This is a genomic window from Bacillus sp. FSL R5-0576 (assembly GCF_038004765.1).
GTDB classification, from domain to species: domain Bacteria; phylum Bacillota; class Bacilli; order Bacillales; family Bacillaceae; genus Bacillus; species Bacillus subtilis.
Genome location: NZ_JBBORU010000001.1, coordinates 2,832,838 through 2,859,821, shown reverse-complemented (window position 1 = coordinate 2,859,821; position 26,984 = coordinate 2,832,838). Strand labels below are relative to the sequence as shown.

Sequence of the window (26,984 nt, the reverse complement as noted above, 5' to 3'; positions counted from 1 at the left end):
AACCTGACGGCGTGCTGGGTTTCCCTTATTTTTTGATAAAAGGCTTCCGAAGAAACGTAACTGTGGTATGATGTATGGAAGATAGCTAGGAACGGATTTGAGGGATAAACATGTACGAGTTTAAAGATTATTATCAGAATACTGTTCAGCTTTCCTTTGACGATCAGCCTTTCTCGGACAGCCCGAAGCATGTCTGGGTGATTTGCCGTTTTGGCGGCAAATGGCTTTTAACAGAACATGAGGACAGAGGCTATGAGTTTCCAGGCGGGAAAGTAGAGCCGATGGAGTGCGCAGAAGAGGCTGCGCTCCGGGAAGTAAAGGAAGAGACGGGCGCGAGAGTCAAAAGCCTCAAGTATCTCGGACAGTATAAAGTTCTCGGAAAAGAAAAAGTGATTGTGAAAAATATATATTTTGCAGATATAGAAAAGCTTGAAAAGCAAGCTGATTACTTTGAAACGAAAGGCCCGGTTTTGTTTCACGAGCTTCCGGAGAACCTTTCCCGCAATAAAAAATTCAGCTTTATTATGAAGGATTCCGTACTTCCGATCAGTTTGAAAAAACTGAAAGAATCTGGATGGATTGAATAAAAAACCCGGCACATGTGCCGGGTTTTTTATGTCCTCCCCTTCGTCCATTTCTTTTCCAGCAGCTCGACGCCCTGATACATCAGAGTGGCGAAGATGGCGATGATCAGCAGGCTTAAGAAGACGAGTGTAAAATTGAAGACTTGGAATCCGTAAATAATCATATATCCTAATCCGACCTTCGAAACGAGGAATTCCCCTACAATGACGCCAACCCATGATAAACCGACGTTCACTTTTAGTGTTGAAATAATCGCGGGGGAGGATGCAGGCAGTATGACTTCTTTAAAAATAACCCACTTTTTTGCGCCGAATGTTTTCATGACTTTCGTATAGTTTTCGTCGACCTCCTGGAAGGCGGTATAGACAACGATGGTTGTGATAATGACGCTGATGATGGCTCCCATCGCAATGATGCTGATAAAACTGGGACCGAGCGCGACAATCAGGATCGGGCCCAGGGCCACTTTCGGCATTGCATTCAAAATTACAAGATACGGATCTAAAATTCTGGCAAGTCGGTTAGACCACCATAACAAAGCGGCGAGGCACGTGCCCATAAACGTCCCAAGCAAAAAGCCAAGCACCGTTTCAAATAAAGTGACGCCGATGTGTGACAGTAAAGAACCGTCACCAAGTTTCTCCAGCAATAATCGCCACACAGCTGATGGAGAGCTGAAGATCAGCGGATCGATCCAGCCCTGCCTGCTGGAGGTTTCCCAGCCCGAGAAAAAGAGAATAAATATGGCAAGCTGAAAGGAATGGACCTTCCACTTTTCCTTTTTCTGTTTGAATTGATACTGCTCGTGAAGCAGATCAATGGTTTCTTTGCTGTTTCTCAAGAGAATTCAGCTCCTTCCATATCGTTTGAAACAGTGTCTGGAAGGAAGGTTCCTGACGGGCGTCAAAAGGCAACATCGCGGCCAATTCCTTAGGAATGGTAAAAATCTGATGGATGGTGCCCGGCTGATTTGAAAATAAAAAGATCGTATCGCTCATCGCTATCGCTTCCCCTATATCATGAGTGACAAGCACTGCTGTTTTTTGATATTCCTTTAATGTGCGGAATACCAGGTTTTCTAAAGACAGCTTTGTCTGAAAATCAAGCGCGGAAAATGGCTCATCCAGCAAAAGCAGACTAGGGTTAGGCGCAAGTGTTCTTGCAAGCGCAGCCCGCTGGCGCATCCCGCCTGACAGCTCTTTCGGATATTTTTTCTCCACATCTATGAGGCCGAACTCCGGCAATAGACCGAGTGCAGCGGCTTTGCTTTCTTCTGTCAGCGTGTCGGCGATTTTTAAACCGAGAAGCACATTTTCCTCGATAGATTTCCAGGGAAATAAGTAATCCTGCTGAAGCATATAGCCAATATTATGTTCTTTTTGATTCGGCTCACGGCCTTCAATCAGAACTCTGCCTTCTGATGGCTCAATCAAACCGGCAATAATGGAAAGCAGTGTTGTTTTTCCGCAGCCGCTTGGACCGAGAAATGAGATGAAATCGCCTTTTTCGGCATCGAAATGAATATCCCGCACAGCCGTTGTTTTTTCTTTAATAGAAAAATAAGTATGGGTTACATGGTCGACATGTAAGAAAGACATAGATGGCGCCTCCTATTTCTCCGAGGTGACTTTTTCAGCAATTTCTTTATTTACAAGCTGATTGTATGGAATGTGCTTCGGCAGTTCTCCCGATTGATCCATAATGGTTTGGAGAAGCTCCCATTCTTTTTCGTTAAGCAGAGGGTCTGGCGAATATGAATGCTGTTTTTTATAGCGTTCAATGGATGTTTCGATGACGTCTGGGTCGGTATCATCAAATTCATCTTTAATGGCATCTGTGATGTCCTTCGCAGAATGATTTTCAACCCACTGCTGCGCCTTATAAATGGCTTTTGTAAACTTTACGGCTGTGCTTTCATTTTTCTTCAAATAGCTTTGTTTCGCCATAAAAGTCGTATAAGGAACCTCTCCTGATTCTTCTCCGAATGAAGCCACGATATGGCCGATGCCTTTTTTCTCAAAGAGAGAAGCCTGCGGTTCAAAGAGCTGTACATACTCACCGGTTCCAGAAGCAAACGCATTGGCAATATTGGCGAAGTCTATGTTCTGGATGAGGTCTATATCCTTATGCGGGTCAATCTTATGTTTGTTCAGCACATACTCGCCGACCATTTGCGGCATGCCGCCTTTTCGCTGGCCGAGAAACGTTTTTCCTTTCAGCTGATCCCAGTCGAAGTGTTCAACATCTTCTCTCGCGACAAGAAACGTTCCGTCTGTCTGAGTCAGCTGGGCGAAATTAATGACGGGATCTTTAGCCCCTTGCGCTTCGACATAAATAGATGTTTCTGACCCGACAAGCGCGATGTCGGAGCCGTTGGAAAGAAGCGATGTCATCGTTTTGTCTCCGCCCCAGGTCGTATTCACATCGACATCAAGCCCTTCTTCCTTAAAAAAACCTTTAGACTCAGCAACATATAAAGGTGCGTAAAAAATTGAATGGGTCACTTCAGCTACTTTGACTTTGGTGAGCGTTTCTTCCTGCTTGCAAGCCGCCAGGGCGATCATGAGAAAGATACTGCCGACACAGGCGAAGCCCAGCCTTAACCATCTGTTCACATAGACAACCTCCTTATTTCGCATCAAGTTAATATCCTTTTTTGCTTTACATATCGTATGATGGGTATAAAAATGTGTGAATGCCTAACCAGGTTCTCCGGATGTAATTTTGGAGTAAGGAAAGCATATAGAAAAAAAGGAGGCGGCTGTTTTGATTGTAGAGAAAAGTAGATTTCCGTCGCCGAGCCAGCATGTGCGTTTGTATACGATCTGCTACCTGTCAAATGGATTACGGGTTAAGGGGCTTCTGGCTGAGCCGGCGGAACCGGGACAATATGACGGATTTTTATATTTGCGCGGCGGGATTAAAAGCGTGGGCATGGTTCGGCCAGGCCGGATTATCCAGTTTGCATCCCAAGGGTTTGTGGTATTTGCTCCTTTTTACAGAGGAAATCAAGGAGGAGAAGGCAATGAGGATTTTGCCGGAGAAGACAGGGAGGATGCATTTTCTGCTTTTCGCCTGCTTCAGCAGCACCCAAATGTCAAGAAGGATAGAGTCCACATCTTCGGCTTTTCCCGCGGCGGAATTATGGGAATGCTTACTGCTATCGAAATGGGCAGGCAGGCAGCTTCATTTGTTTCCTGGGGAGGCGTCAGTGATATGATTCTTACATACGAGGAGCGGCAGGATTTGCGGCGAATGATGAAAAGAGTCATCGGCGGAACACCGAAAAAGGTGCCTGAGGAATATCAATGGAGGACACCGTTTGACCAAGTAAACAAAATTCAGGCTCCCGTGCTGTTAATCCATGGAGAAAAAGATCAAAATGTTTCGATTCAGCATTCCTATTTATTTGAAGAGAAGCTAAAACAACTGCATAAGCCGGTGGAGACATGGTACTACAGTACATTCACACATTATTTCCCGCCAAAAGAAAACCGGCGTATCGTACGGCAGCTCACACAATGGATGAAAAACCGCTGACAGTGAAATATGTTATGATAAAGAAAAAAGAGAACGAAAGGGGATTTCACTTTGGGAATGCCTGTTGAATTTAATACACTGATTGTGACAAAAGGAAAAGAAGTTCGCATAGATGAAAATATATTCACGTTAGAGAAGGACGGATACCGAGTATATCCGATGGAGATTCCAATGGATGTACGCAAAACAAAGTTTGGCGAAAAGTCAGGCACAGCTGAAGTGCAGAAGCTTCAATGGGAAGAAGGCCGGACCATCATTACATACAAGCTGACTTCTTTGCATTCCGTCAATTAAAACAAGCCAAGAGCATAATTGCTCTTGGCTTTTGTTTTTTATACGAGAGGGCCGCCTGCCTGGGCGATGGCATCGGTATGTGCGAACTTTTTAAAGTTCTCTTTGAATTCATTTGCAAGGTAGACTGCTTTTTCTTTGTATTCTTCCTTGTTGGTCCACGTGTTTTCAGGCTGAAGAATATGATCAGGAACGCCAGGAACATGTGCCGGAATGTGCAGGCCGAAAATATCGTCAGTTATCATTTCAGCATCCTCTAATTTACCTTCAATCGCTGCTTTGACCATTGCTCTAGTGTAAGAAAGCTTCATTCGTTCGCCTGTGCCGTAGCCGCCCCCGGTCCAGCCGGTATTGACTAAGAAAACGTCTGCGCCGTGTTCATCGATCTTTTTGCCGAGCATCTCAGCATAGACGTGAGCAGGAAGCGGCAGGAAAGGTGAGCCGAAGCATGTAGAGAACGTCGTTTCAGGAGACGTGACACCACGTTCGGTTCCGGCGAGCTTACTCGTGTAACCGCTCAAGAAATGGTACATCGCCTGCTCCTTCGTTAGTTTGCTGATCGGTGGCAGGACTCCGAAGGCATCAGCCGTCAAAAATACAATTGCTGACGGATGGCCAGCCATGCTTGGAGTCACGATGTTGTCAATCATATGAATCGGGTAAGCTGCCCGCGTGTTTTCAGTATAGAAGGAATCATCATAATTGGCTTCGCGTGTATCTTCATCAACAACGACATTTTCGAGAACAGACCCGAAGCGGATCGCGTTAAAGATTTGCGGCTCCTTTTCCTCGCTTAAATGAATGCACTTAGCGTAGCATCCGCCTTCAATATTAAAGACGCCTGTATCAGACCAGCCATGTTCATCGTCACCGATCAGCTTGCGGTCAGCATCTGCCGACAGGGTGGTCTTGCCTGTGCCTGACAGTCCGAAGAAAAGGGCGACATCGCCTTTTTCACCGACATTGGCGGAGCAGTGCATAGATAAAATATCTCTTTCAGGCAGCAGGAAATTCATAATGGAGAAAATGGACTTCTTCATTTCACCGGCATACTCAGTTCCGCCGATTAAAATTGTCCGCTTTTCGAAAGAGACAATAATAAACGTTTCGGAATGAGTGCCGTCTGTTTTTGGATCCGCTTTGAAATGCGGAGCAGAAAGAATGGTGAACGGCTGCTCAACTGTTTTCTTATCATTTCCTTCCGGACGGATAAACAGCTGCCGCGCAAATAAATTGTGCCATGCGAACTCATTTACGACAGTGATCGGCAGCCTGTATTTCTCGTCTGCTCCGGCAAATCCTTCGAAAACAAACAGTTCATCTCGCTCCTTTAAATAGCTGACAACTTTCGTGTACAGCCGCTCAAACGCTTCTTCTGAAATCGGCTGATTCACCGGGCCCCAATCGATCTTATTTTTCGTGCTTTCTTCTTCCACGATGAATTTATCTTTAGGTGAGCGTCCTGTGTAAGCGCCTGTAGTCGCGCGAACAGCACCTGTGGATGTTAAAATGCCTTCGTTTCGGGAGAGGACTTTTTCTGTTAGCTGTGCTGCTGATAAATTATGACGCACATTTGGACATGTTAATAAGGCTTGTAAATCAGCGGTCAAATCAACTGAGTTCATATGAAACCTTCCTTTATCGTTTTTTGTGTTTTGCTAATTGTGAATTAGTATAACATATATTTTCAAATAGTCTATACTATTTATTATTTTTTGTGTGTGCATTTCCATTGTTTTCCCTCAATATAGGTGCCTATTTCTTCTGAATCATATTGACATTGCAAACCCTTTTACGATAAGATATTTCATTGAGCGGATACTCTTATCCCGAGCTGGCGGAGGGACAGGCCCTATGAAGCCCAGCAACCGGTTTCTCTGTTATTTATTATGTTCAACTGAGTGAGACAACCAAGGTGCTAACCTGTTGCAAGGTTGTATGATTCCTTGAGCGATAAGAGTGAAAGGCACAAAGACCAAACCCTTTCCTCGATGGAAAAGGTTTTTTTATTTCATAAATATGCCAATTAACATTCTCTAATATAACTGTACATTGTATAAGAGGGAGCGAGTTCCGTATCATATATACAAGGTCTTTCGGGAGGCCTTGTGCAGGAGGAAGCAAATCATGAGTAAAAATCGTCGTTTATTTACATCAGAATCTGTTACGGAGGGGCATCCGGATAAAATCTGTGACCAGATTTCTGACAGCATTTTAGATGAAATTTTAAAGAAAGACCCTAACGCGCGTGTTGCTTGTGAAACATCTGTGACAACAGGTTTGGTTCTTGTAAGCGGAGAGATCACAACTTCTACGTATGTTGACATTCCGAAAACGGTTCGCCAAACCATTAAAGAAATCGGATACACACGTGCAAAATACGGATTTGATGCGGAAACTTGTGCGGTTTTAACATCAATCGATGAGCAGTCTGCTGATATCGCGATGGGCGTAGACCAAGCGCTTGAAGCCCGTGAAGGCACAATGAGCGACGAAGAAATTGAAGCGATTGGTGCGGGTGACCAAGGATTAATGTTCGGTTATGCGTGCAACGAAACGAAAGAGCTTATGCCTCTTCCAATTTCACTTGCCCATAAATTAGCCCGCCGCCTAAGTGAAGTCCGTAAAGAAGATATTCTTCCGTACCTTCGCCCTGACGGCAAAACACAGGTAACGGTTGAGTACGATGAAAATAACAAACCAGTCCGCATTGACGCGATTGTTATTTCAACTCAGCATCACCCTGAAATTACACTTGAACAAATTCAGCGCAACATTAAAGAACATGTAATCAATCCGGTTGTTCCTGAAGAGCTGATTGATGAAGAAACAAAATATTTCATCAACCCTACAGGACGTTTCGTAATCGGAGGCCCTCAAGGGGATGCGGGACTTACAGGACGCAAAATCATCGTTGATACGTACGGCGGCTATGCACGCCACGGCGGAGGCGCGTTCTCAGGTAAGGACGCGACGAAGGTAGACCGTTCTGCAGCTTATGCGGCAAGATACGTTGCGAAAAACATCGTTGCGGCTGAGCTTGCTGATTCTTGCGAAGTACAGCTTGCTTACGCGATCGGTGTTGCACAGCCTGTGTCAATCTCAATCAACACATTCGGTTCCGGAAAAGCTTCTGAGGAAAAACTGATTGAAGTTGTTCGCAATAACTTTGATTTACGACCTGCCGGCATTATCAAAATGCTTGATTTGCGCCGTCCGATCTACAAACAAACTGCTGCGTACGGCCACTTTGGACGTCACGATGTTGACCTTCCTTGGGAGCGTACAGACAAAGCGGAGCAGCTGCGTAAAGAAGCGTTAGGAGAATAATTTTATAGCCGCTTACTGGTTAAGCGGCTTTCCCTTTTTTATCGTTGTATTCATGTTTATTTTTTTACATAACTGTGAAACCAAATACTATTCACAGCGTCTATAAATAGGGGTTCAATGATGACAATTTTAATTATGGAGGCAATACTATGTGTGGATTTGTCGGGGTTTTTAACAAGCATCCGTTAGCTCAAACCGCTGATCAAGAAGAACTAATCAAACAAATGAACCAAATGATCGTTCACCGCGGTCCTGACAGTGATGGATATTTCCATGATGAGCACGTCGGCTTCGGATTCAGACGGCTCAGCATTATTGATGTAGAAAATGGCGGACAGCCTTTATCATATGAAGATGAAACATATTGGATTATCTTTAACGGAGAAATCTATAACTATATTGAACTGAGAGAAGAACTTGAAGCAAAGGGGTACACATTCAACACGGATTCGGACACAGAGGTTCTTCTTGCGACTTACCGTCACTATAAAGAAGAAGCGGCGTCCAAACTGCGCGGTATGTTTGCCTTTCTGATTTGGAATAAAAACGATCATGTGCTTTATGGAGCAAGAGATCCATTCGGCATTAAACCGTTGTACTATACAACAATCAATGATCAGGTTTATTTTGCCTCAGAGAGAAAAAGTTTAATGGTTGCTCAGAATGATATTGAAATAGATAAAGAGGCATTGCAGCAGTACATGTCTTTCCAATTTGTTCCTGAACCGAGCACGCTTGATGCCCATGTGAAAAAAGTAGAGCCGGGTTCACAGTTCACAATCCGCCCGGACGGCGATATCACATTCAAAACGTATTTCAAAGCGAACTTCAAGCCGGTTCAGACTGAAGAAGACAAGCTTGTGAAAGAAGTCCGAGACGCGATCTATGACTCTGTAAACGTTCATATGAGAAGTGACGTTCCTGTCGGTTCATTCCTGTCTGGCGGGATTGATTCTTCCTTTATTGTGTCTGTTGCGAAGGAATTTCATCCAAGCTTAAAAACATTCTCTGTCGGCTTTGAACAGCAGGGCTTCAGTGAGGTTGATGTAGCGAAAGAAACGGCAGCGGCGCTGGGCATCGAAAATATCAGCAAAGTCATTTCGCCTGAGGAATACATGAATGAGCTTCCGAAGATCGTTTGGCATTTTGATGACCCGCTTGCTGATCCGGCAGCGATTCCGTTGTACTTTGTTGCAAAAGAAGCAAAAAAACATGTAACGGTTGCTTTATCAGGTGAAGGAGCGGATGAGCTCTTCGGCGGATATAACATTTACCGTGAACCGCTTTCGCTTAAACCGTTTGAACGGATTCCGTCCGGCTTGAAAAAGATGCTTCTGCACGTTGCTGCCGTTATGCCTGAAGGTATGAGAGGAAAGAGCCTGCTTGAGCGCGGCTGTACTCCGCTTCAGGATCGTTATATCGGTAACGCGAAAATCTTTGAAGAGTCTGTCAAAAAGCAGCTGTTGAAGCATTATAATCCGAACCTTTCATATCGCGATGTGACGAAGACTTACTTTACAGAAAGCAGCTCGTACAGCGATATCAACAAAATGCAGTATGTCGATATCCACACTTGGATGCGCGGCGACATTTTGTTAAAGGCGGATAAAATGACGATGGCGAATTCTTTGGAACTGCGTGTGCCGTTCTTGGATAAAGTCGTATTCGACGTCGCTTCAAAAATTCCTGATGAGCTGAAAACGAAGAACGGCACGACGAAGTATCTTCTTCGCAAAGCCGCTGAAGGAATTGTGCCTGAGCATGTATTAAACCGCAAAAAGCTTGGTTTCCCTGTACCGATCCGTCATTGGCTGAAAAACGAAATGAACGAATGGGTGCGGAATATTATTCAGGAAAGCCAAACGGATGCTTATATCCATAAGGATTATGTCCTTCAGCTTCTTGAAGACCATTGTGCGGACAAGGCTGATAACAGCCGGAAAATCTGGACTGTACTGATCTTTATGATCTGGCACAGCATCAATATTGAAAAACGGTATATGCCTGAAGAGCTGAGCCATCAGCCTAAAGAAGTCATCTTTGTGTAACATACAACAAGGCTTTCGAGTAGTCGAAAGCCTTGTTGTTATCCTTTTATTTCTCCATCATCATTGATTTACCCAATCCGTACGGAATATTCAGAAAAATGATATAATGATATTTTTTTCTAGGGGAGAAGAAAGCATGCAAAAACAAAAACAAGAGCTGCACCGCGGACTCGAAGAAAGGCATATTTCTTTAATGTCTTTAGGAGCTGCTATAGGAGTAGGGTTGTTCCTCGGCTCCGCATCAGCTATTCAATTAGCAGGGCCTGGTATTTTGGTAGCGTATGCCGCAAGCGGCCTGGTCATGTTTTTTATTATGAGAGCGCTTGGGGAAATGGCCATTCAAAAACCGGTCGCAGGCTCCTTCAGCAGGTATGCGCGTGATTATTTGGGACCGCTTGCAGGCTATTTAACAGGGTGGAACTACTGGTTTTTATGGGTTGTCACCTGTATGGCCGAAATTACTGCTGTCGGCATCTATATGGGGTTCTGGTTTCCGGACGTGCCAAACTGGATTTGGGCATTATCGGCGCTGGTCATTATGACGGGTGTTAATTTCCTGGCTGTCAAAGCTTACGGTGAGCTGGAATTTTGGTTCGCATTGATTAAAATTGTTGCGATCTTATCCATGATTGCTGTCGGTTTATTGATGATTATTGCAGGAGTCGGTAATGGGGGCATTGCAACTGGAATCAGTAATTTGTGGAACAACGGAGGATTTTTCCCTCATGGTTTAAAAGGGGTTCTATTGTCTCTTCAAATGGTCATGTTCGCCTATTTAGGGATTGAAATGATCGGGGTGACGGCTGGCGAGGTGAAAAACCCGCAAAAATCGTTAGCCAAAGCAATTGATACAGTATTTTGGCGGATTTTGATTTTTTATGTAGGCGCTTTATTCGTCATTATGTCTATTTATCCGTGGCAGGAAATTGGCTCTCAGGGAAGCCCATTTGTTCTCACGTTCCAAAAAGTGGGCATTCCATCAGCTGCAGGCATCATTAACTTTGTCGTGTTGACAGCCGCGCTGTCTTCATGCAACAGCGGTATTTTCAGCACAGGGCGGATGTTGTTTAACTTGGCGGAACAGAAAGAGGCCCCACAAGCATACGGTCAGCTGACGAAAGGCGGCATCCCGGGTAAAGCTGTTCTGGCTTCTGCGGGCGCTTTATTAGTCGGAGTGCTGTTAAACTACGTTGTCCCTGCGAAGGTATTTACCTGGGTTACAAGTATTGCGACGTTCGGAGCGATTTGGACGTGGGCGATCATTTTGCTTTCTCAAATCAAATACAGGAAAAGTTTGAAGCCTGAAGAAAAGAAACAATTAAAGTACAAAATGCCTTTATTTCCGTTTACGTCTTATGTGTCATTGGCATTTCTAACATTCGTTGTCATTCTTATGGCTTACAGCCCTGATACAAGAGTAGCCGTGATTATCGGGCCGATATGGTTTCTCATCTTGCTGGCTGTGTACTATGGAAAAGGGTTTCACAAAAAAAATGCGGCTGCTGCCAGCGAACGAAATATCAGCTGACAAAAAGAGCTCCCAGTGGGCTCTTTTTGTGTGTGCTCATAGAAAATAGAGAACAGGAAAGAATAGGTATGTGTTTTTGCAGAGGCTGTTTATAGTTTTGTGATAAGATAAAAGTCATACGTTTCATGCTATATGTGAACGTTTTATGGAAAAATCGAAACCCGAACTGTGATGACGTCCGGGTTAACGATGGTTATTGCTTTCAAATATAATTTGAAAAATGGTAAAGTAAGACGAAGCAGGTCTTATGTTTGTTGAAGAAATTTATAATATTGGCCCTTTTCTACATATTCTGACCGTATTCTTTGCATATCTTTCCGGTCTTCTTCCGTCAAAGGGCGGATGACTTTTGCAGGGCGGCCAAAGGCGAGATGGCCAGGCGGAATGATTTTTCCGGGCGGGACAAGACTGCCGGCACCAATAAAAGCGCCTTCGCCAATTTCGGCTCCGTCTAAAATGATTGAGCCCATGCCGATTAAGGCGTTCTTGCGGATAACAGCGCTATGAAGTGTAACCTGATGGCCTATCGTGGCGTCATCTTCAATGAGTAGCGTCTTGTTCGGGCTTTGATGAAGGCAGCTTAAATCCTGGATATTGACTCTGTTTCCGATTCTGGTCGGTGCAACATCTCCCCTTATGACAACAGAAAACCAAATGCTGGACTGTTCTCCGATAACGACATCACCGGTAATTGTTGCATTATCAGCTATAAAGGCTGTTGGGTGGATATCTGGCTTGTGTTCCTTATAAGGGTAGATCATAAGATTCATCCTTCTTTCTCTATTTAAATTTCGTATGAGGTGAAGAGCATGTGGACCTGGAAAGCAGACAGACCTGTTGCAGTGATTGTAATCATTCACGGGGCAAGTGAATATCACGGACGATATAAATGGCTGATTGAAATGTGGCGGTCTTCGGGTTATCACGTTGTCATGGGCGATTTGCCTGGACAGGGAACAACGACAAGAGCGAGAGGGCATATTCGCTCGTTTCAAGAATACATTGATGAAGTAGATGCTTGGATAGATAAAGCGCGAACCTTTGATCTGCCGGTTTTTCTGCTAGGTCACAGCATGGGCGGTCTGGTCGCGATTGAATGGGTTAAACAGCAAAGAAATCCCCGGATTACGGGAATTATTTTATCATCACCGTGTCTCGGACTGCAAATTAAAGTCAATAAAGCGCTTGATCTTGCATCAAAAGGCCTGAATGTCATCGCTCCGTCACTTAAGGTTGATTCGGGATTATCAATTGATATGGCGACGCGCAATGAGGACGTCATCGAGGCTGACCAAAATGATTCGTTATACGTCAGGAAAGTTTCTGTCAGATGGTACAGAGAGCTTTTAAAGACAATTGAATCGGCAATGGTGCCGACAGAGGCATTTTTGAAAGTTCCGCTTCTTGTGATGCAAGCCGGTGATGACAAGCTTGTTGACAAAACGATGGTCATCAAGTGGTTTAATGGTGTTGCTTCTCATAATAAAGCATACAGAGAGTGGGAAGGGCTTTACCATGAGATCTTCAATGAACCCGAGAGAGAAGATGTCTTTAAAGCAGCAAGAGCGTTTACTGATCAATATATTTGAACTAGTAGGGGGTGCATGTGTTGACAGTACCGGAACATCCTTTTGGATTGATGACAAAGGTATATCGAGATATTTTTCCGCTCGTTCATCAAGAGCTGGACATATGGAAGCAAAAATCAGAATCGATTCATAACAGTGAATTGAAAGCACAGGCAACCGCAAGTATTCGGGACAAAACGTTTCACTGTGAAGGCGGCGGCATACTGGCCTTATTGTCAGGCAGCCAAAAGCAGAAATGTGTCGAGTTTATCATCGCGTATCAAACGATTAGTGATTATTTGGACAATCTATGTGACCGCAGCACCTCGCTGGACCCGCAGGATTTTCGGATGCTCCATGCCTCAATGCAGGACGCACTGACAGTGGGAGCGGAACTGCAAAATTATTATCAATTCAGGGAAGAACAGGATGACAGCGGATATCTGCACGAACTGGTCAAAACGTGCCAGCGTGTCCTTGGTTCCATTGAGCACTATGACATGATTAAACCTTATCTGCTTGAACTGTGCGGCTATTATTGCGATTTGCAGGTGCATAAGCACGTTATTGAGCATGAGCGTGTTCCGCGGCTTGAAAAGTGGTTTACTCAATATGAATCAGAGCTGCCTGAGATGGAATGGTATGAATTTTCAGCCTGTGCAGGCTCAACGTTAGGCATTTTCTGTCTGGTTGCGTATTCGTTCCAGCCTGATTTCACAGAAAGCACCGCTAAAAAAATCCGTGACAGTTATTTTCCTTACATACAGGGTCTTCATATTCTTCTTGATTATTTGATTGATCAAGAGGAGGACTTGCTGGAAGGAGACTTGAATTTCTGCTCGTATTATCAGTCTCATGAAGAGATGATGAATCGGCTTGAACACTTTATCCATAAAGCCGACGAGCATCTACAAGGCATTCCGCATGAAAACTTCCATCGTTTAATCAATCGCGGCTTGCTTGGTGTTTATTTGTCAGATGATAAAGTGGCAGGCCAAAAGGAAATGGGCCGGCTCGCAAAGAAGCTGATCAAAGCCAGCGGAAAAACCTCCCTTTTCTTTTATATCAACGGCAGAGCCTACCGGAAATTTCAAAAAATGTCCTGGATGAAAAACTCAAAGAAAAAAGCTCAAATCATTTGCTGATCTGAGCTTTTTTTTCGATGGCGACAATAAATGGCGGGTCATTTTGCTGATTGATAAATCCGTATGTTAATACACGGGCTGATTGCTGGTCCAAGTCCCGGCAAAACTCAAGCACGTCGTTTTTTTCAGCTTTGCCTTCCGGGTGGCCATGATAGACGACGAGAACAATCAGACCTTCATCTTTCATGATGCTGAGAAGCTGTTCAATTGCTTTGATCGTGGAACTTCCGTTTGTCGTAATTGATTTGTCCCCGCCCGGCAAATAGCCGAGGTTAAATACCGCGGCCGCCACTTTGCCATGTGTTTCAGGCGGGAGGGATTCAGCGATTTTATCATGGCTTTTGTGAAATAACGTTGTTCGCGCTTGATACATGTCACCGAGCCGTTCCTTTGTATTGGCCACGGCTGATTCTTGGATGTCGAATGCGTACACATGGCCGTTTTCACCAACAAGCTCCGCTAAAAACTGTGTATCATGTCCGTTACCCATTGTCGCATCTACGACAATATCTCCTTCTCCCGCGGCCATTTTCAGCAGTTCTTTGCTATAAGGGAGAATTTTCTTCAAAATCATAGCGCTGATTCCTCCTCAAGGCGCTGAAAGAACTTTCCTTGATAGCTGCCTCGATTTTCTAGCTCTTTATTAATGGCGCCAAGAACTTCCCATTTGTTGACGCTCCACATTGGCCCGATCATCAACTCAATCGGTCCGTCACCTGTAATGCGGTGGACGATCATTTCAGGCGGAATGATCTCAAGCTGATCGCACACGAGCTGCACATAATCATCTTGAGAAAGAAATTCCAGCTTGCCCTTTTCATATTGCTTGACCATCGGCGTGCCTTTCAGTAGGTGAAGCAGATGGATTTTAATGCCCTGGACGTCCAAATCTGCGACGGCCTTTGCCGTTTCCATCATCATGTCCCGGTCTTCCAAAGGCAGCCCGTTGATAATATGCGAGCAGACACGTATGCCGTGTTTTCTTAATTTATTGACGCCTTCCACGTAGCAGTTAAAATCATGTGCGCGGTTGATCAGAAGTGCAGTCCGTTCATGAACTGTTTGAAGCCCAAGCTCCACCCACAAATACGTACGTTCATTCAGCTCTGCCAAGTAATCAACGACATCATCAGGCAGACAGTCCGGGCGTGTGGCGATCGAAATGCCGACCACATCATCTAAGGCGAGGACGGATTCGAATTTCTCACGAAGCACCTCAACCGGGGCGTGAGTGTTTGTGAAAGCCTGAAAATAAGCGATGTACTTGCCGTCCTTCCATTTTTCGTGCATGCGGTTTTTGATGTCATGGAATTGCGTAATTAAATCATCGGCCCGGTTCCCGGCAAAATCGCCGGAGCCTGCTGCGCTGCAAAAAGTACAGCCTCCGTGGGCTACGGTGCCGTCCCGATTCGGACAGTCAAAACCGCCGTCAAGCGCTACTTTAAACACCTTATGGCCGAAATGTTCTCTGAGATGATAATTCAATGTATGATAGCGTTTTTCCGTATTTGAATAAGGAAAAGGATTGTTCTGCATCACAATTCATGTGCCTCCTTGCGTACGATTGCATCCTAAAATTGTAGCACGCATTTCACAAGAGAACAAATGAATATCGACCATAAATTACTTTATTGAATAAAGTCAGATGAGGCTACAATATGAATGATGGATGATTTCCATTACCAAGAGGAGGGGTTACTGTGGCAACAAGACAATCAGTAGATGAACATCTCCAGCAATGTATGCAGGCCTATGATTATGCTGAAGAACAGCTGAAAATCGCTTCTAAACAAGAGCATTATAACGATCAAGAATATAGTGATGCACAAATGCAGCTAGAAGATGCGGTAAATGCCTTGAATAAACTATGGCTGTCGTCAAATGATCAGCAAAGAGAACAGCTGTACAGAATGAGACTTCAGCTTCAATCTTTGCAAAATAATATGATCCTGCAGCACCCTCTTGATGTGTAGGAAAACGGACCCTTTTAAAAGGGTCCGTTTTTTTGTAAAAAAAGGATTGACTTTGTGAGTCAAAGTATTTATTGTATTAAGTGTACTAATTGAAGTAATACACTATAGACACTAATATAAAATCTTTTATATATTGACGTTAAGGGAGGCAGTTATGAAACGTAAAAATCGAAACAAACGTAACGTGCCAATGCTGATTGCGGCATCTGTGATCGCTTGTTCTTTTTTTCTTGTTCTTGTGATGATCGGTTTTGAATGGCAAAAAAGTATAATTGATCATTTTTATCTATAAAAGGTTCAGATCGTATAGAAAGTAGGGAAGTAAATGATTCAAATCGATCCAAGAAGCTCAACACCCATTTACGAACAAATTATTCAGCAAATGAAAGAGCTTTGTTTGAAAGGGATCATGAAGCCTGGTGATAAGCTTCCTTCTGTCAGAGAATTGGCAACGATCATTATTGCGAATCCGAACACTGTCAGCAAAGCGTATAAAGAACTTGAGCGAGAGGGGATTATTGAAACGCTGCGGGGCAGAGGGACCTATATATCGGAGAATGCAAAAACGACACTGGTTGAAGGGAAGATGACGATGATTAAAGAGCAACTCAAACAGCTCATCATCGATGCACACTATGCAGGGGTTGAGCTGGAAAAACTGCACGAATGGATAAAGGAAATCAGCGCTGATGTGAAGGGAGGCAAAAAAAATGATTGAACTGCGGCAGCTGTCAAAAGTGATTGACGGCAATCAAGTATTAAAAGATGTTTCATTAACAATCGAAAAAGGAGAAATCTTTGGATTGCTTGGACGCAATGGATCGGGCAAAACGACGATGCTTCGCTTAATCCAGCAAATCATTTTCGCTGACAGCGGAACGATTTTATTTGACGGCGTAGAAATCAAAAAGCACCCGAAGGTCAAACAAAATATCATCTACATGCCTGTTCAAAATCCTTTTTACGATAAGTATACATACAAGCAGTTAGTCGATATTTTGAGAAGAATATATCCAAAATTTGATGTCACGTACGCGAATGAGCTGATGAACAGGTACGAAATTCCGGAAACGAAAAAATATCGCGAACTGTCGACAGGCTTGAAAAAACAGCTGTCCCTCGTTCTGTCGTTTGCGGCGAGACCGGCGCTGATCCTTCTTGATGAGCCGACGGATGGAATAGACGCGGTGACAAGGCATGATGTGCTGCAGCTGATGGTCGATGAAGTGGCAGAGCGTGATACGAGCATCCTGATCACCTCCCATCGCCTTGAGGACATTGAACGGATGTGCAACCGAATTGGTTTTCTCGAAGATAATAGACTGACCAACGTCATGGATCTTGATGAGTTAAAAGAAGAATACATTAAAATTCAAATGGCTTTCGATACAGATGTCAATTTGGCCATCAGAGAGCAAAACATTCCGATGCTCGATCAGGCCGGCGTGTTTTACACAGTGCTGATTCCGAAAAGCGATGAGGAGAAAAAGAGCTTTTTGAGAGAGCTGAAGCCAAAAGTATGGAATGAGCTTCCTGTCAACCTGGAAGAAGTGTTCATTGCGAAGTTTGGAGGGAAGCGGAGATGGTAGACCGAGGTCTCCTCTATCGAGAGTGGAAACAGAATCAAGTGGTGATTTTGTTAAGTATCGTGTTTTTAGTGTTGGCAAATCCGCTTTCTATCGTTAATACGTATTTGTCTTATCAAGGGTGTCTGGCTCATCAAGACCCGCAATATTGTGAATTTATTGTGAATTATCATAGAAGCAATCTAATAGATATCAACTGGGTGCCGGGGGTCATTTTGGCGGTCTGCTTCCTCGGAATGGAACGTTCGAAAGGCACGATGGATTTTATATTAAGCCTCCCATATAACAGAAGCCAAATTTTTCAGACGAAATTTTGGTTAGGCGGTTTTGTGATTGTGGTGTCGCAATTAATTGGCTTTTTATTTGCGTGGCTGCTGATTCTTGTCTATAACCCTGAACACGTCTACTTTTTTGAGCACAGCAGCGTTGGAGTAATTGTGATTAGTTTTATGGCTTATTGTTTGTTGATGGCTGCTGGTGCATTAACGGGAAATGTTTTTGCCCAGTTATTAACGGCATTTGCTGCTGCGGTATTGCCATATTTAATTGTTGCATTGCCGGTTGGAAACTTTGAAGTTGTTTTTGGTGTGAATATATGGGAAATATTTCCTTCCCCGGAGGTGTATTTCTCTCTGACGAGCAATTTATTATATCTTGTGCCCATTGGTTATGTTGCAAGTGACTGGCTTATCGATAGTAAATATATTTTAATGATTCCAGCTGCCATGAGCATTCTGTTTTACTTGATTGGTTTGATAAGCTTCAAAAAGCATCCCAGTGAACGAAACGGACACTTTTTCTTATGGAACAGATTAGACCGTCCGGTGCAAATTCTGGTTATGGCTTTCGGCATCCTTGGATTTGGTTTATTTGGATACTATACCGGACATTCCATTATTGGTTATATTTTGGGTATGATCATTGGGGCAGTGGCTGGATTCTTTGTGAGCTACTTCTCTATTTATAAGAAAACAAAAGTGTAAGAAATGCCTTAGGTTTGGAGGGAAGTGAGTTGCCGGATTCAGGACTGCTTTACAAAGAGTGGCGGCAGAATAAAGTCGCCTTAGTTATCACCATTTTGGTTTTTATATTGGGTAATCCATTATCAATTTTAAATATGTATCTCATCTATCAAGGCTGTGTCACTGGAAAAGAAAATTGGGTCGGCCCCTGCGTATTCAGCGTTGATTATTTAAACAGCTCATTTATCTCATTGTTTTGGATTTGGGGAGTCGTTTTGGCGGTCAGCCAGCTAGGGATTGAACGAAGCAAGAGCTTTTTTGATTTTACATTAAGCCTTCCGTATACAAGAGGGCAGATATTTCATGCGAAGTTCCTTAATGGCGGAATGGTGATTGTGATACCGCAACTCATAGGTTATGTTTTATCTGTTTTGCTGATCATGCTTTTGAAGCCTGATCAGGCCGATTATTTTCACAATTACAGCCTTGGAATGATCATCATCAGCATGCTGGCTTATTCGCTAGTTATGGCAGGAGGAGCTCTGACAGGAAATATTTTTGCCCAGCTTTTGGTCTCATTTACCGTGGCCATTTCGCCATTTTTGCTCATCAGCCTGCCTGCAATCAACCTGGAGATCCTTTTTGGCGGATCAATAGATTTTATCCATGGTCCAGTACCTAAATGGGTGCAGTATTTCATTCCGATAATTTATGTAGACTCGAAATGGGCTGAGAATTCACCATATTATTTAGTCATTCCGGCTATCATGACTATCATTTTTTACATTATCGGCTATATTAGCTTTGTCAAACTGTCTAATGAAAGAAACGGATATTTCTTCTTATGGAAGCCGCTTAACCGCCCGGTGCAGATCATCGTTATTATCATAGGAATCATGGGCTTCGGCTATTTTGGTTTTACGGCAAGCGAGAGCTTTGCCGGTTATCTCATTGGCATGGGTACAGGTGCGGTAATCGGTTTCTTGATTAGTTATTTTGCGATTTATAAAAAAATGAAACTTTTGTAAGGGAGAGAGAACATATGATTGATGTTCAGCATATCGACCATTCTTTCACGATCGGAAAAAAGGGCCGTGAGAATGAAGTTCCAGTATTGAAGGATGTTTCATTACGTGTGGCGAAAGGTGAGATCGCCTGTATTGTCGGGCGAAGCGGCTCAGGGAAATCAACGCTTTTGAATTTGATTTCCGGCTACATATCGCCGACAAAAGGGCGGATTGTCATTAATGGCACTGATGTTACGGGGTTTAATGAAAAGGAATGGGCGCAATTTCGGCTTGACCATTTCGGGTTTATTTTTCAAAGCTTTCAGCTCATTCCGGGCTTAACAACGTATGAGAATGTGGAAATGCCGCTGGCGTTAAAAGGAATCAAGCCATCTGAGCGGAAGCAAAAGGTGCAGGACATGCTGAAACGCGTCGGTCTGGAAAACCATGCCGCTCATTATCCGAATGAACTGTCAGGCGGCCAGCAGCAGCGTGTCAGTATTGCTCGAGCGTTGATTTTAAATCCTTCGATTATCTTAGCGGATGAGCCGACGGGAAGCCTTGATTCAGAAACGGAACATGAAGTGCTGGAATTGATCCAGCAGCTGAATCGTGAGCGTGGCATTACATTTGTGATCATTACTCACGATGATGAAGTCGCTTCTATCGGACATTCAAAATTTCAGCTTCATGATGGTGTGCTAAAAGGAGGAATTACCGTTGAGGTTTAAGGATCAGGTTCATTTTATCAGAAGAAATATGAAGAAAAACAGACTTCGCGTCTTTATGACGATTCTTGCGACAACAATGGCGTGTGCGTTTTTGGTTGTGCTGTCGTCCGTTGGGTTTGGGATTCAAAAGACAATTACAGATATGACAATGAGCCAGCAGGTTGTAACGAAAGTCAGTGTAATGGGCAAGGAAGGAGACAAGCCTATTAAAAAAGCTGATTTAGAGAAGTATGATCACGTAAGGTCAGTTGTAGAAAGAACGCAAGTGTATGAACCAAACAAAGCTACTTTAGGCAATCGTACAAATGAAAGCTCAAATCTCATTTTTACTAATATGAATGATGAATTAAAGGCCAATATGGAATTGGAAAAGGGAAGAGTCGCAAAGTCGGAAAATGAAATCGTAGTAGGATACGACTTCGCAAAGAGATTATTAACGAAAAAAGAATCGGAAGATTATAACAAAAAAATCGAGGAAGCAAAAGGAAATCCAGAAGATATAAAAGAACCAAAGGGCTATACGAAAGATATTCTGAATAAAACAATAGAACTAAGTGTATCGAAGACAGATCCTAAAACAGGGGATGTTACAAAAACAAAAACATATGACTTTAAAATTGTCGGTATTACAAAAAAACCATCTCAAGACTGGATGGAGGACTCAAACATTTTTATCAGTGATCAATTCAAAAAAGATTTTTCGGAATTCTTAGATTTCAAAGACGGAAATGTTGAAACTAAGATTGGCGTTTTTGCTGATAAGTTTGAGAATGTGGAACAGCTGACAAATGATCTAACAGATGACGGGTACTATGTCACATCAGTGACTACCGAACTTGAGGGGGCCAACACCTTCTTCATGGTCTTCAAAATCGGACTGATCTTTGTCGGATGTATCGCAGTTATCATTTCAGCGATCGGCATTTTTAACACGATGACGATGGCGGTGACAGAGAGAACACAAGAGATCGGCATTATGAAAGCGATTGGGGCGAGTCCGTCTATCATTCGCCGAATGTTCCTGATGGAAAGCGCGTATATCGGGATTTTAGGCTGTGTGATTGGAATTATCATTTCCTACGGCGTCAGCTACCTTGTCAACCTGGCCGTTCCGATGATTCTCGCGGCCACAAGCGGAGGCGATGCGGGCGACTTGAATTACACATTCTCCTACATCCCGGCGAGCCTTGTGATCATTGCCGTTGTGATTTGCGGAGGGGTCGCAGTCATTTCCGGAATGAACCCGGCGAGAAAAGCAACCAAAACCAACGTGCTGACAGCGTTGAGAAGAGAATTATAATGTGAACGAGCCGGCTGAGACAGCCGGCTTTTTCTATAGCGCATGCTGGCGTTTTGCTATACACTTGATAAAAAAGGAAAAAGTGCGGTGAGTTGATTGTTTAAACTTTTGCTGATTGAAGATGATGAATCGCTGTTTCATGAAATCAAGGATCGTTTAACGGGATGGTCCTATGATGTATACGGCATTCAGGATTTCAGTCAGGTGCTGCAGGAATTTGCGGCGGTTAATCCTGATTGTGTCATTATTGATGTACAGCTGCCTAAATTTGACGGCTTTCATTGGTGCCGGCTGATCCGCTCCCGGTCAAATGTTCCGATTCTCTTTTTATCCTCCCGGGATCATCCTGCTGATATGGTGATGTCCATGCAGCTCGGGGCAGATGACTTTATTCAAAAGCCATTTCATTTTGATGTGCTGATTGCGAAAATCCAAGCAATGTTCCGGCGTGTGCACCATTATAATACGGAGCCGAGTACGATTAAAACGTGGTGCGGCGCTGCTGTAGACGCGGAGCAGAACCTCGTCAGCAATGACAAAGGATCTGTTGAACTGACCAAAAATGAAATGTTCATTCTAAAACAATTAATAGAGCAAAAAAACAAGATCGTCAGCCGGGAAGAGCTGATCAGAAGCTTGTGGAACGATGAGCGTTTTGTTAGTGATAATACGCTGACCGTCAATGTCAATCGCCTGCGAAAAAAACTGGACGTCCTGCAGCTTGGCGCATATATCGAGACAAAGGTGGGCCAGGGCTACATCGCGAAGGAAGAGGACAAGTTCTATGATTAAAGCATTCCTTATCGAAAGGCGGAGCTGGATTGCCGCGTTTTTGTTTCAGCAGGCTTTGATGCTGTTCATTGCTTTTGTCGATCCTTCCATATCATTCGGGAATGTACTTTATATGGTGTATTTGTGCATCTTGTTTTTTATCATATTCCTTTGGTTCCGCTATCGGAAAGAAACAGCGTTTTATAAAAGCTTGAAAACATGGGAGAACAATCTCGATGTGACAGCCATAAATGAACCGGAAACGCCGTTTGAAGCAATGGTTGAAAGAAGCATTGCCGGGCAAACAGAACACTTGAAGCAGACCGCAGCACGGCATCGCTTAGCATTGGAAAATGAAAAAGATGAGCTGATGGCATGGATCCATGAGGTTAAAACTCCATTAACAGCGATGCATTTAATCATTGATAGAATGGAAGAAAAAGCACTGAAATCCCAGCTGTCATATGAATGGCTGCGTATTCACCTGCTTCTTGATCAGCAGCTTCATCAAAAACGCATTTCATTTATTGAAAACGACCTGTCAGTAGAATTCATTCAGCTTCAGCCTTTGATCTTTAAAGAAATCAAAGATTTACAATCGTGGTGTATCCAAAAAGGGATCGGTTTTGACATACAGCTCGATGCAAAAGAAGTGCTGAGCGATGCAAAATGGCTGGCGTTTATCATCAGGCAGCTGCTGACAAACGCGGTGAAATACAGCGAAGCCTCTGAAATCGAGATCAAAAGCTTTCAAAAAGGGGAACAGACGCAGCTCCAAGTGAAAGACTGTGGCAGGGGCATTGATCCAAAAGATGTACCGCGTATTTTTGATAAAGGGTTTACATCCACAACGGATCACCATGATCAAGCGTCAACTGGCATGGGGCTGTACTTGGCAAAAAAAGCAGCGGCGCCGTTATTGATCCATATTGATGTTGAGTCGGAGTTTGGTGCGGGGACAGTTTTTACATTAACCTTTCCAATACGGAATCAATTTGAACATGTCATAAGCGTGTGACGAAAATGTCACATGCTTTTCTTTTTTGTTCGCCGTATCGAAGGAAAAGCCCGGCATTCCTTTTTATAATGAGATTATCCAATATAAAGGAGACTGCGTAAATGGTGATTTTAGAAGCGAATAAAATTCGAAAAAGTTATGGAAACAAGCTGAATAAACAGGAAGTGCTGAAGGGCATCGATATTCACATTGAAAAGGGCGAATTCGTCAGTATTATGGGTGCTTCCGGGTCGGGAAAAACCACTTTGCTCAACGTTCTGTCCTCAATCGATCAGGTCAGTCACGGAACCATTCATATTAATGGAAATGACATGACAGCTATGAAGGAAAAGCAGCTGGCTGAATTTAGAAAACAGCATTTAGGCTTTATCTTTCAGGATTACAATTTGTTAGACACATTGACAGTGAAAGAGAATATCCTTCTGCCTTTATCGATCACGAAACTATCAAAAAAGGAAGCCAATCGCAAGTTTGAGGAAGTTGCAAAGGAACTGGGAATATATGAATTGCGGGATAAGTACCCGAATGAAATTTCCGGCGGCCAGAAGCAGAGAACATCCGCCGGAAGAGCGTTTATTCATGACCCGAGCATTATTTTCGCTGATGAACCGACCGGCGCGCTTGATTCGAAATCGGCCTCTGATCTATTAAATAAGCTGAGCCAGCTCAATCAAAAACGAAACGCCACGATTATTATGGTTACCCATGATCCCGTCGCTGCCAGCTACTGCAGCAGAGTCATTTTTATTAAGGACGGGCAAATGTATACACAGCTGAATAAAGGGGGCCAGGACAGGCAGACGTTTTTCCAGGATATTATGAAAACGCAAGGCGTGTTAGGCGGGGTGCAGCATGAACATTAATCAGCTCATCCTGCGAAATTTGAAAAAGAATCTTCGGAATTACTATCTGTATGTGTTTGCGCTCATCTTTAGCGTGGCGCTTTATTTCGCCTTTGTCACGCTGCAGTATGATCCAGCAATTAACGAAGTGAAGGCTTCAATTAAGGGAGCTGCGGCTATTAAAACCGCTTCGATTTTGCTTGTGGCTGTGGTGGCGATCTTCATTTTATATGCCAATACGATTTTTATTAAGAGACGGAGTAAAGAAATCGGGCTGTTTCAATTAATTGGAATGACGAAGCATAAAATTTTTCGCATCTTAAGTGCAGAAAATGTCATGCTGTATTTCGGTTCATTAGCGATCGGGGTAGCGGCCGGGTTTTCGATATCGAAGCTGGTCTTGATGATTCTGTTCAAAATTGTCGATGTCAAATCGGATGCGAAACTGCATTTTTCTGAGCAGGCCTTGGTCCAAACGGTCATTGTGTTCTGCGGCATTTACCTTTTGATCATGATCATGAATTATACGTTTATCAAAAAACAGAGTATTTTATCTTTGTTTAAAGTAACGTCCTCCACTGAAGATAAAGTGAAGAGAATATCCTTTTTCCAAATGCTGATCGGCGCTTTAGGCATCGTGCTGATTTTGACAGGATACTATGTGTCTTCTGAGCTGTTTGGCGGAAAATTTAAGACCATTAACGAACTGTTTGGCGCGATGAGCTTTATCTTGGGGGCTGTCATTATCGGGACGTTTTTGTTTTATAAAGGATCAGTTACGTTTATCTCGAATATCATTCGAAAAAGCAAGGGCGGCTACTTAAATATTTCTGAGGTTCTGTCACTGTCATCGATCATGTTCAGAATGAAATCGAACGCATTGCTGCTGACGATTATTACAACCGTTTCAGCGCTCGCCATCGGGCTGTTATCTCTTGCTTACATCTCGTATTACTCGTCGGAAAAGACCGCTGAACAAAATGTAGCGGCTGATTTTTCATTCATGAATGAGAAAGATGCCAAGTTATTTGAAAACAGTTTGAGTGAAAGCAACATCTCGTTTGTAAAAAAAGCAACACCTGTCCTGCAAGCAAATGTTGACATTGCAAATATCATGGATGGAACTCCGAAAGAGATGCAGGGCGATCCCGGCAATATGCAGCTTGCTGTTGTTAGCGACAAAGATGTAAAAGGAGTCGATGTGGCGGCTGGAGAAGCCGTTTTCTCAGGATACACCGACTTGCTGCAAAAAATAATGGTTTTCAAGGACTCTGGTGTTATTAAAGTAAAAAGCAAGCATGAGGCGCAGCCATTAAAATATAAAGGATTAAGAGAAGAGTTTCTTGTATCCTACACGTTTACAAGCGGGGGCATGCCCGCTGTCATTGTGGATGACAGCCTGTTTAAACAGCTGGACAAGGATAAAGACCCCCGCATTCAGCTGGCGCAATCTACATTTATCGGCGTCAATGTGAAACATGAAGATCAAATGGAAAAAGCAAATGAGCTTTTTCAACAGGTGAACAAGAAAAACGAGCATTTATCAAGACTGGATACAAGCGCTGCGCAAAAATCACTGTTTGGTATGGTGATGTTCATCGTCGGCTTCTTAGGGTTAACGTTCCTGATTACATCAGGTTGTATCCTTTATTTCAAACAAATGGGAGAAAGTGAAGATGAAAAACCGAGCTATACAATTTTAAGAAAACTCGGTTTTACGCAGGGCGACCTGATAAAGGGGATACGCATCAAACAAATGTACAACTTCGGCATTCCGCTCGTTGTCGGCCTCTTCCACAGTTACTTTGCCGTCCAATCCGGCTGGTTCTTATTCGGATCAGAGGTATGGGCGCCTATGATTATGGTGATGGTGTTATATACTGCGCTCTACTCCATTTTTGGTTTTCTGTCAGTTCTTTATTATAAGAAGGTCATTAAATCGTCGTTGTGAAACAGAAAAAGCTCCAGACATTCTGGAGCTTTTTGTTTATCGTTTTGGCGCCCGATAACCGGCGGCTTCAGCTTCTTCAACTGAGCAAAACATTTCAGCCGGATCGGTTGTCCGGTCGTAGTATGTACTGCCTGGCGTGTGGTAGATGCCGTTTTTGCTTCCTTTGATATTACAGCCTTCTGCTTTGTCAGCTGTTTTGGTTTCATCACTTTTACTCGTATTGTTTAAAGAACTTCCAGTGTCTTCATGAGAACTGGCGGTTTGGCTTTCCGTCTCTTTTAATTGATTTTCAAGCTTTGTTTTATCTTGTCGAAGTGTTTCGTTTTCAGCCTTTGCCGTTTTTGCATCTTCTTTGAGCTGCTTTTGATTTTCTTGAAGCTCTTTAATCTCAGCTTTTAATGATTTCTGAGTCTTTTTTAGATCGCTATTTTCGTTTTTAAGCTTCTCAAGCTTGTCTTGATCTTCTTTGTTGTCTTTTAATTTCTTTGCTTCGGAGCTGACAGATTTATATTCTTTCTCAAGTTCTTCATGCTCTTTTGTGAGGTTTTTATATTCGGCGTTTAGCGCTGAATATTTTTTCTCGGCATTTGCTGCGGAAGTGTCAGGTTCTGCCAATGCTGCCCCGGTAAAGAGCAGCACAAGGCCTCCAATGAAAAGCGGCCAAAAAAGTCTCTTGGAGAAACGTTTTTCCTTTTTCAGTACATATCTGACAAGGTGATATAATCCATAGCCCAGTGCAATGAGACATGCCAGAAAACCTAAGAATGCTAATACCATTTCCATAATATGACCCCTTTTTCTATTTATT

Annotated in this window: 28 protein-coding genes and 1 riboswitch; of the genes, 20 read left to right on the top strand and 8 right to left on the bottom strand. The window is 43.4% G+C overall.

The genetic code is table 11. The annotated features are described in order from the left end of the window. Positions 1 to 110: 110 nt before the first annotated feature. On the top strand, positions 111 to 587 hold the full coding sequence (gene ytkD, locus NX903_RS14680) for an RNA deprotection pyrophosphohydrolase (protein ID WP_003229087.1): 477 nt from the start codon (positions 111 to 113) through the stop codon (positions 585 to 587). Between the two features lie 26 nt (positions 588 to 613). Here ytkD and NX903_RS14675 read toward each other — a convergent pair whose 3' ends face one another. The 3 genes from NX903_RS14675 to NX903_RS14665 are packed head-to-tail and all read right to left on the bottom strand — an operon-like array spanning position 614 to position 3,200. Next, complete coding sequence (locus tag NX903_RS14675) at positions 614 to 1,426, bottom strand: ABC transporter permease (RefSeq protein WP_014477740.1); 813 nt, start codon at positions 1,424 to 1,426, stop codon at positions 614 to 616. After that, positions 1,401 to 2,183 (bottom strand): ABC transporter ATP-binding protein, encoded by a 783-nt coding sequence (locus NX903_RS14670; protein WP_003229092.1) that lies wholly within the window; start codon positions 2,181 to 2,183, stop codon positions 1,401 to 1,403. The genes NX903_RS14675 and NX903_RS14670 overlap by 26 nt, the downstream gene beginning before the upstream one ends. 12 nt (positions 2,184 to 2,195) lie before the next feature. After that, positions 2,196 to 3,200, bottom strand: a complete 1,005-nt coding sequence (locus NX903_RS14665) for an ABC transporter substrate-binding protein (protein ID WP_024572900.1) — start codon at positions 3,198 to 3,200, stop codon at positions 2,196 to 2,198. Positions 3,201 to 3,351: 151 nt separating this feature from the next. On the opposite strand from NX903_RS14665, the gene NX903_RS14660 reads away from it, so the two are divergent. Together NX903_RS14660 and NX903_RS14655 are read left to right on the top strand one after the other, a co-directional pair. After that, the gene (locus tag NX903_RS14660; protein ID WP_086344224.1) at positions 3,352 to 4,125 is read left to right on the top strand and encodes an alpha/beta hydrolase family protein; all 774 of its coding nucleotides are present in this window, start codon (positions 3,352 to 3,354) and stop codon (positions 4,123 to 4,125) included. A 51-nt stretch (positions 4,126 to 4,176) separates the two neighbouring features. Then, positions 4,177 to 4,419 carry a DUF2584 domain-containing protein gene (locus NX903_RS14655; protein WP_004398611.1) on the top strand — a complete coding sequence of 81 codons (243 nt, stop codon included), beginning with the start codon at positions 4,177 to 4,179 and terminating at the stop codon, positions 4,417 to 4,419. A gap of 38 nt (positions 4,420 to 4,457) precedes the next feature. Here the strand turns inward: NX903_RS14655 and pckA are convergent, their stop codons facing one another. After that, on the bottom strand, positions 4,458 to 6,041 hold the full coding sequence (gene pckA / locus NX903_RS14650; RefSeq protein ID WP_014480627.1) for a phosphoenolpyruvate carboxykinase (ATP): 1,584 nt from the start codon (positions 6,039 to 6,041) through the stop codon (positions 4,458 to 4,460). 196 nt (positions 6,042 to 6,237) lie between these two features. Continuing rightward, a riboswitch (SAM riboswitch) is annotated at positions 6,238 to 6,376 on the top strand. Between the two features lie 167 nt (positions 6,377 to 6,543). On the opposite strand from pckA, the gene metK reads away from it, so the two are divergent. From metK to alaP, 3 genes are all read left to right on the top strand, one after another. Then, positions 6,544 to 7,746 (top strand): methionine adenosyltransferase, encoded by a 1,203-nt coding sequence (metK, locus tag NX903_RS14645; protein ID WP_003229102.1) that lies wholly within the window; start codon positions 6,544 to 6,546, stop codon positions 7,744 to 7,746. A gap of 149 nt (positions 7,747 to 7,895) precedes the next feature. Next, a complete protein-coding gene (gene asnB / locus NX903_RS14640) occupies positions 7,896 to 9,794 on the top strand; it encodes an asparagine synthase (glutamine-hydrolyzing) (protein ID WP_004398625.1) in 1,899 nt (632 codons plus the stop codon). A 136-nt stretch (positions 9,795 to 9,930) separates the two neighbouring features. Beyond that, positions 9,931 to 11,322 (top strand): alanine permease AlaP, encoded by a 1,392-nt coding sequence (gene alaP / locus NX903_RS14635; protein ID WP_038429497.1) that lies wholly within the window; start codon positions 9,931 to 9,933, stop codon positions 11,320 to 11,322. Positions 11,323 to 11,567: 245 nt separating this feature from the next. Here the strand turns inward: alaP and NX903_RS14630 are convergent, their stop codons facing one another. Continuing rightward, on the bottom strand, positions 11,568 to 12,083 hold the full coding sequence (locus tag NX903_RS14630) for a gamma carbonic anhydrase (protein WP_004399093.1): 516 nt from the start codon (positions 12,081 to 12,083) through the stop codon (positions 11,568 to 11,570). Between the two features lie 48 nt (positions 12,084 to 12,131). On the opposite strand from NX903_RS14630, the gene ytpA reads away from it, so the two are divergent. Further along, complete coding sequence (gene ytpA, locus NX903_RS14625; protein WP_004398545.1) at positions 12,132 to 12,911, top strand: phospholipase YtpA; 780 nt, start codon at positions 12,132 to 12,134, stop codon at positions 12,909 to 12,911. A 20-nt stretch (positions 12,912 to 12,931) separates the two neighbouring features. Further along, on the top strand, positions 12,932 to 14,035 hold the full coding sequence (tbcS, locus tag NX903_RS14620; RefSeq protein ID WP_029318290.1) for a tetraprenyl-beta-curcumene synthase: 1,104 nt from the start codon (positions 12,932 to 12,934) through the stop codon (positions 14,033 to 14,035). Here the strand turns inward: tbcS and NX903_RS14615 are convergent. Both NX903_RS14615 and NX903_RS14610 read right to left on the bottom strand, forming a co-directional pair. Then, positions 14,025 to 14,609, bottom strand: a complete 585-nt coding sequence (locus NX903_RS14615) for a tRNA (mnm(5)s(2)U34)-methyltransferase (RefSeq protein ID WP_014480625.1) — start codon at positions 14,607 to 14,609, stop codon at positions 14,025 to 14,027. The two genes, tbcS and NX903_RS14615, sit on opposite strands and share 11 nt — an antisense overlap. After that, positions 14,606 to 15,574 (bottom strand): TIGR01212 family radical SAM protein, encoded by a 969-nt coding sequence (locus NX903_RS14610; protein WP_024572829.1) that lies wholly within the window; start codon positions 15,572 to 15,574, stop codon positions 14,606 to 14,608. The genes NX903_RS14615 and NX903_RS14610 overlap by 4 nt, the downstream gene beginning before the upstream one ends. A 161-nt stretch (positions 15,575 to 15,735) precedes the next feature. Between NX903_RS14610 and NX903_RS14605 the strand changes: the two genes are divergently transcribed. From NX903_RS14605 to bceB, 12 genes are all read left to right on the top strand, one after another. Continuing rightward, the gene (locus tag NX903_RS14605; protein WP_003229117.1) at positions 15,736 to 16,008 is read left to right on the top strand and encodes a YtzC family protein; all 273 of its coding nucleotides are present in this window, start codon (positions 15,736 to 15,738) and stop codon (positions 16,006 to 16,008) included. Between the two features lie 154 nt (positions 16,009 to 16,162). After that, positions 16,163 to 16,300, top strand: a complete 138-nt coding sequence (locus NX903_RS14600) for a hypothetical protein (protein WP_017695451.1) — start codon at positions 16,163 to 16,165, stop codon at positions 16,298 to 16,300. A 33-nt stretch (positions 16,301 to 16,333) separates the two neighbouring features. Then, entirely contained in the window at positions 16,334 to 16,726 is a 393-nt protein-coding gene (gene ytrA, locus NX903_RS14595) for a GntR family transcriptional regulator YtrA (protein WP_003229121.1), read from the top strand. Continuing rightward, positions 16,719 to 17,597 carry an ABC transporter ATP-binding protein YtrB gene (gene ytrB, locus NX903_RS14590; RefSeq protein WP_086344223.1) on the top strand — a complete coding sequence of 293 codons (879 nt, stop codon included), beginning with the start codon at positions 16,719 to 16,721 and terminating at the stop codon, positions 17,595 to 17,597. The genes ytrA and ytrB overlap by 8 nt, the downstream gene beginning before the upstream one ends. After that, positions 17,591 to 18,577, top strand: a complete 987-nt coding sequence (ytrC, locus tag NX903_RS14585) for an ABC transporter permease YtrC (protein ID WP_124058871.1) — start codon at positions 17,591 to 17,593, stop codon at positions 18,575 to 18,577. Before ytrB ends, ytrC begins: the two co-directional genes overlap by 7 nt. A gap of 29 nt (positions 18,578 to 18,606) precedes the next feature. Then, the gene (gene ytrD, locus NX903_RS14580) at positions 18,607 to 19,584 is read left to right on the top strand and encodes an ABC transporter permease YtrD (RefSeq protein WP_086344222.1); all 978 of its coding nucleotides are present in this window, start codon (positions 18,607 to 18,609) and stop codon (positions 19,582 to 19,584) included. Between the two features lie 14 nt (positions 19,585 to 19,598). After that, on the top strand, positions 19,599 to 20,294 hold the full coding sequence (gene ytrE, locus NX903_RS14575) for an ABC transporter ATP-binding protein YtrE (protein WP_014477726.1): 696 nt from the start codon (positions 19,599 to 19,601) through the stop codon (positions 20,292 to 20,294). After that, positions 20,284 to 21,594 (top strand): ABC transporter permease YtrF, encoded by a 1,311-nt coding sequence (gene ytrF, locus NX903_RS14570; protein WP_038429494.1) that lies wholly within the window; start codon positions 20,284 to 20,286, stop codon positions 21,592 to 21,594. The genes ytrE and ytrF overlap by 11 nt, the downstream gene beginning before the upstream one ends. 96 nt (positions 21,595 to 21,690) lie before the next feature. Next, complete coding sequence (gene bceR / locus NX903_RS14565) at positions 21,691 to 22,386, top strand: two-component response regulator BceR (protein ID WP_048655237.1); 696 nt, start codon at positions 21,691 to 21,693, stop codon at positions 22,384 to 22,386. Then, positions 22,379 to 23,383, top strand: coding sequence for a two-component sensor histidine kinase BceS (bceS, locus tag NX903_RS14560; protein WP_024573099.1), 1,005 nt, complete (start codon positions 22,379 to 22,381; stop codon positions 23,381 to 23,383). The genes bceR and bceS overlap by 8 nt, the downstream gene beginning before the upstream one ends. Positions 23,384 to 23,484: 101 nt before the next feature. Then, complete coding sequence (gene bceA, locus NX903_RS14555; protein ID WP_029946123.1) at positions 23,485 to 24,246, top strand: bacitracin ABC transporter ATP-binding protein BceA; 762 nt, start codon at positions 23,485 to 23,487, stop codon at positions 24,244 to 24,246. Beyond that, positions 24,236 to 26,176, top strand: coding sequence for a bacitracin ABC transporter permease BceB (bceB, locus tag NX903_RS14550; protein WP_086344221.1), 1,941 nt, complete (start codon positions 24,236 to 24,238; stop codon positions 26,174 to 26,176). The genes bceA and bceB overlap by 11 nt, the downstream gene beginning before the upstream one ends. Before the next feature lie 36 nt (positions 26,177 to 26,212). Here the strand turns inward: bceB and NX903_RS14545 are convergent, their stop codons facing one another. Beyond that, the gene (locus NX903_RS14545; protein ID WP_086344220.1) at positions 26,213 to 26,959 is read right to left on the bottom strand and encodes an LMBR1 domain-containing protein; all 747 of its coding nucleotides are present in this window, start codon (positions 26,957 to 26,959) and stop codon (positions 26,213 to 26,215) included. Between the last annotated feature and the right edge of the window lie 25 nt (positions 26,960 to 26,984).

Coding starts and splice junctions, on each gene's coding strand:
- NX903_RS14615 (WP_014480625.1), bottom strand. CDS start 14,609: ATGATTTTGAAGAAAATTCTCCCTTATAGCAAAGAACTGCTGAAAATG.
- alaP (WP_038429497.1), top strand. CDS start 9,931: ATGCAAAAACAAAAACAAGAGCTGCACCGCGGACTCGAAGAAAGGCAT.
- ytpA (WP_004398545.1), top strand. CDS start 12,132: ATGTGGACCTGGAAAGCAGACAGACCTGTTGCAGTGATTGTAATCATT.
- ytkD (WP_003229087.1), top strand. CDS start 111: ATGTACGAGTTTAAAGATTATTATCAGAATACTGTTCAGCTTTCCTTT.
- ytrB (WP_086344223.1), top strand. CDS start 16,719: ATGATTGAACTGCGGCAGCTGTCAAAAGTGATTGACGGCAATCAAGTA.
- bceB (WP_086344221.1), top strand. CDS start 24,236: ATGAACATTAATCAGCTCATCCTGCGAAATTTGAAAAAGAATCTTCGG.
- NX903_RS14670 (WP_003229092.1), bottom strand. CDS start 2,183: ATGTCTTTCTTACATGTCGACCATGTAACCCATACTTATTTTTCTATT.
- NX903_RS14545 (WP_086344220.1), bottom strand. CDS start 26,959: ATGGAAATGGTATTAGCATTCTTAGGTTTTCTGGCATGTCTCATTGCA.
- ytrC (WP_124058871.1), top strand. CDS start 17,591: ATGGTAGACCGAGGTCTCCTCTATCGAGAGTGGAAACAGAATCAAGTG.
- bceS (WP_024573099.1), top strand. CDS start 22,379: ATGATTAAAGCATTCCTTATCGAAAGGCGGAGCTGGATTGCCGCGTTT.
- bceA (WP_029946123.1), top strand. CDS start 23,485: ATGGTGATTTTAGAAGCGAATAAAATTCGAAAAAGTTATGGAAACAAG.
- NX903_RS14600 (WP_017695451.1), top strand. CDS start 16,163: ATGAAACGTAAAAATCGAAACAAACGTAACGTGCCAATGCTGATTGCG.
- metK (WP_003229102.1), top strand. CDS start 6,544: ATGAGTAAAAATCGTCGTTTATTTACATCAGAATCTGTTACGGAGGGG.
- ytrE (WP_014477726.1), top strand. CDS start 19,599: ATGATTGATGTTCAGCATATCGACCATTCTTTCACGATCGGAAAAAAG.
- NX903_RS14630 (WP_004399093.1), bottom strand. CDS start 12,083: ATGATCTACCCTTATAAGGAACACAAGCCAGATATCCACCCAACAGCC.
- asnB (WP_004398625.1), top strand. CDS start 7,896: ATGTGTGGATTTGTCGGGGTTTTTAACAAGCATCCGTTAGCTCAAACC.
- ytrA (WP_003229121.1), top strand. CDS start 16,334: ATGATTCAAATCGATCCAAGAAGCTCAACACCCATTTACGAACAAATT.
- pckA (WP_014480627.1), bottom strand. CDS start 6,041: ATGAACTCAGTTGATTTGACCGCTGATTTACAAGCCTTATTAACATGT.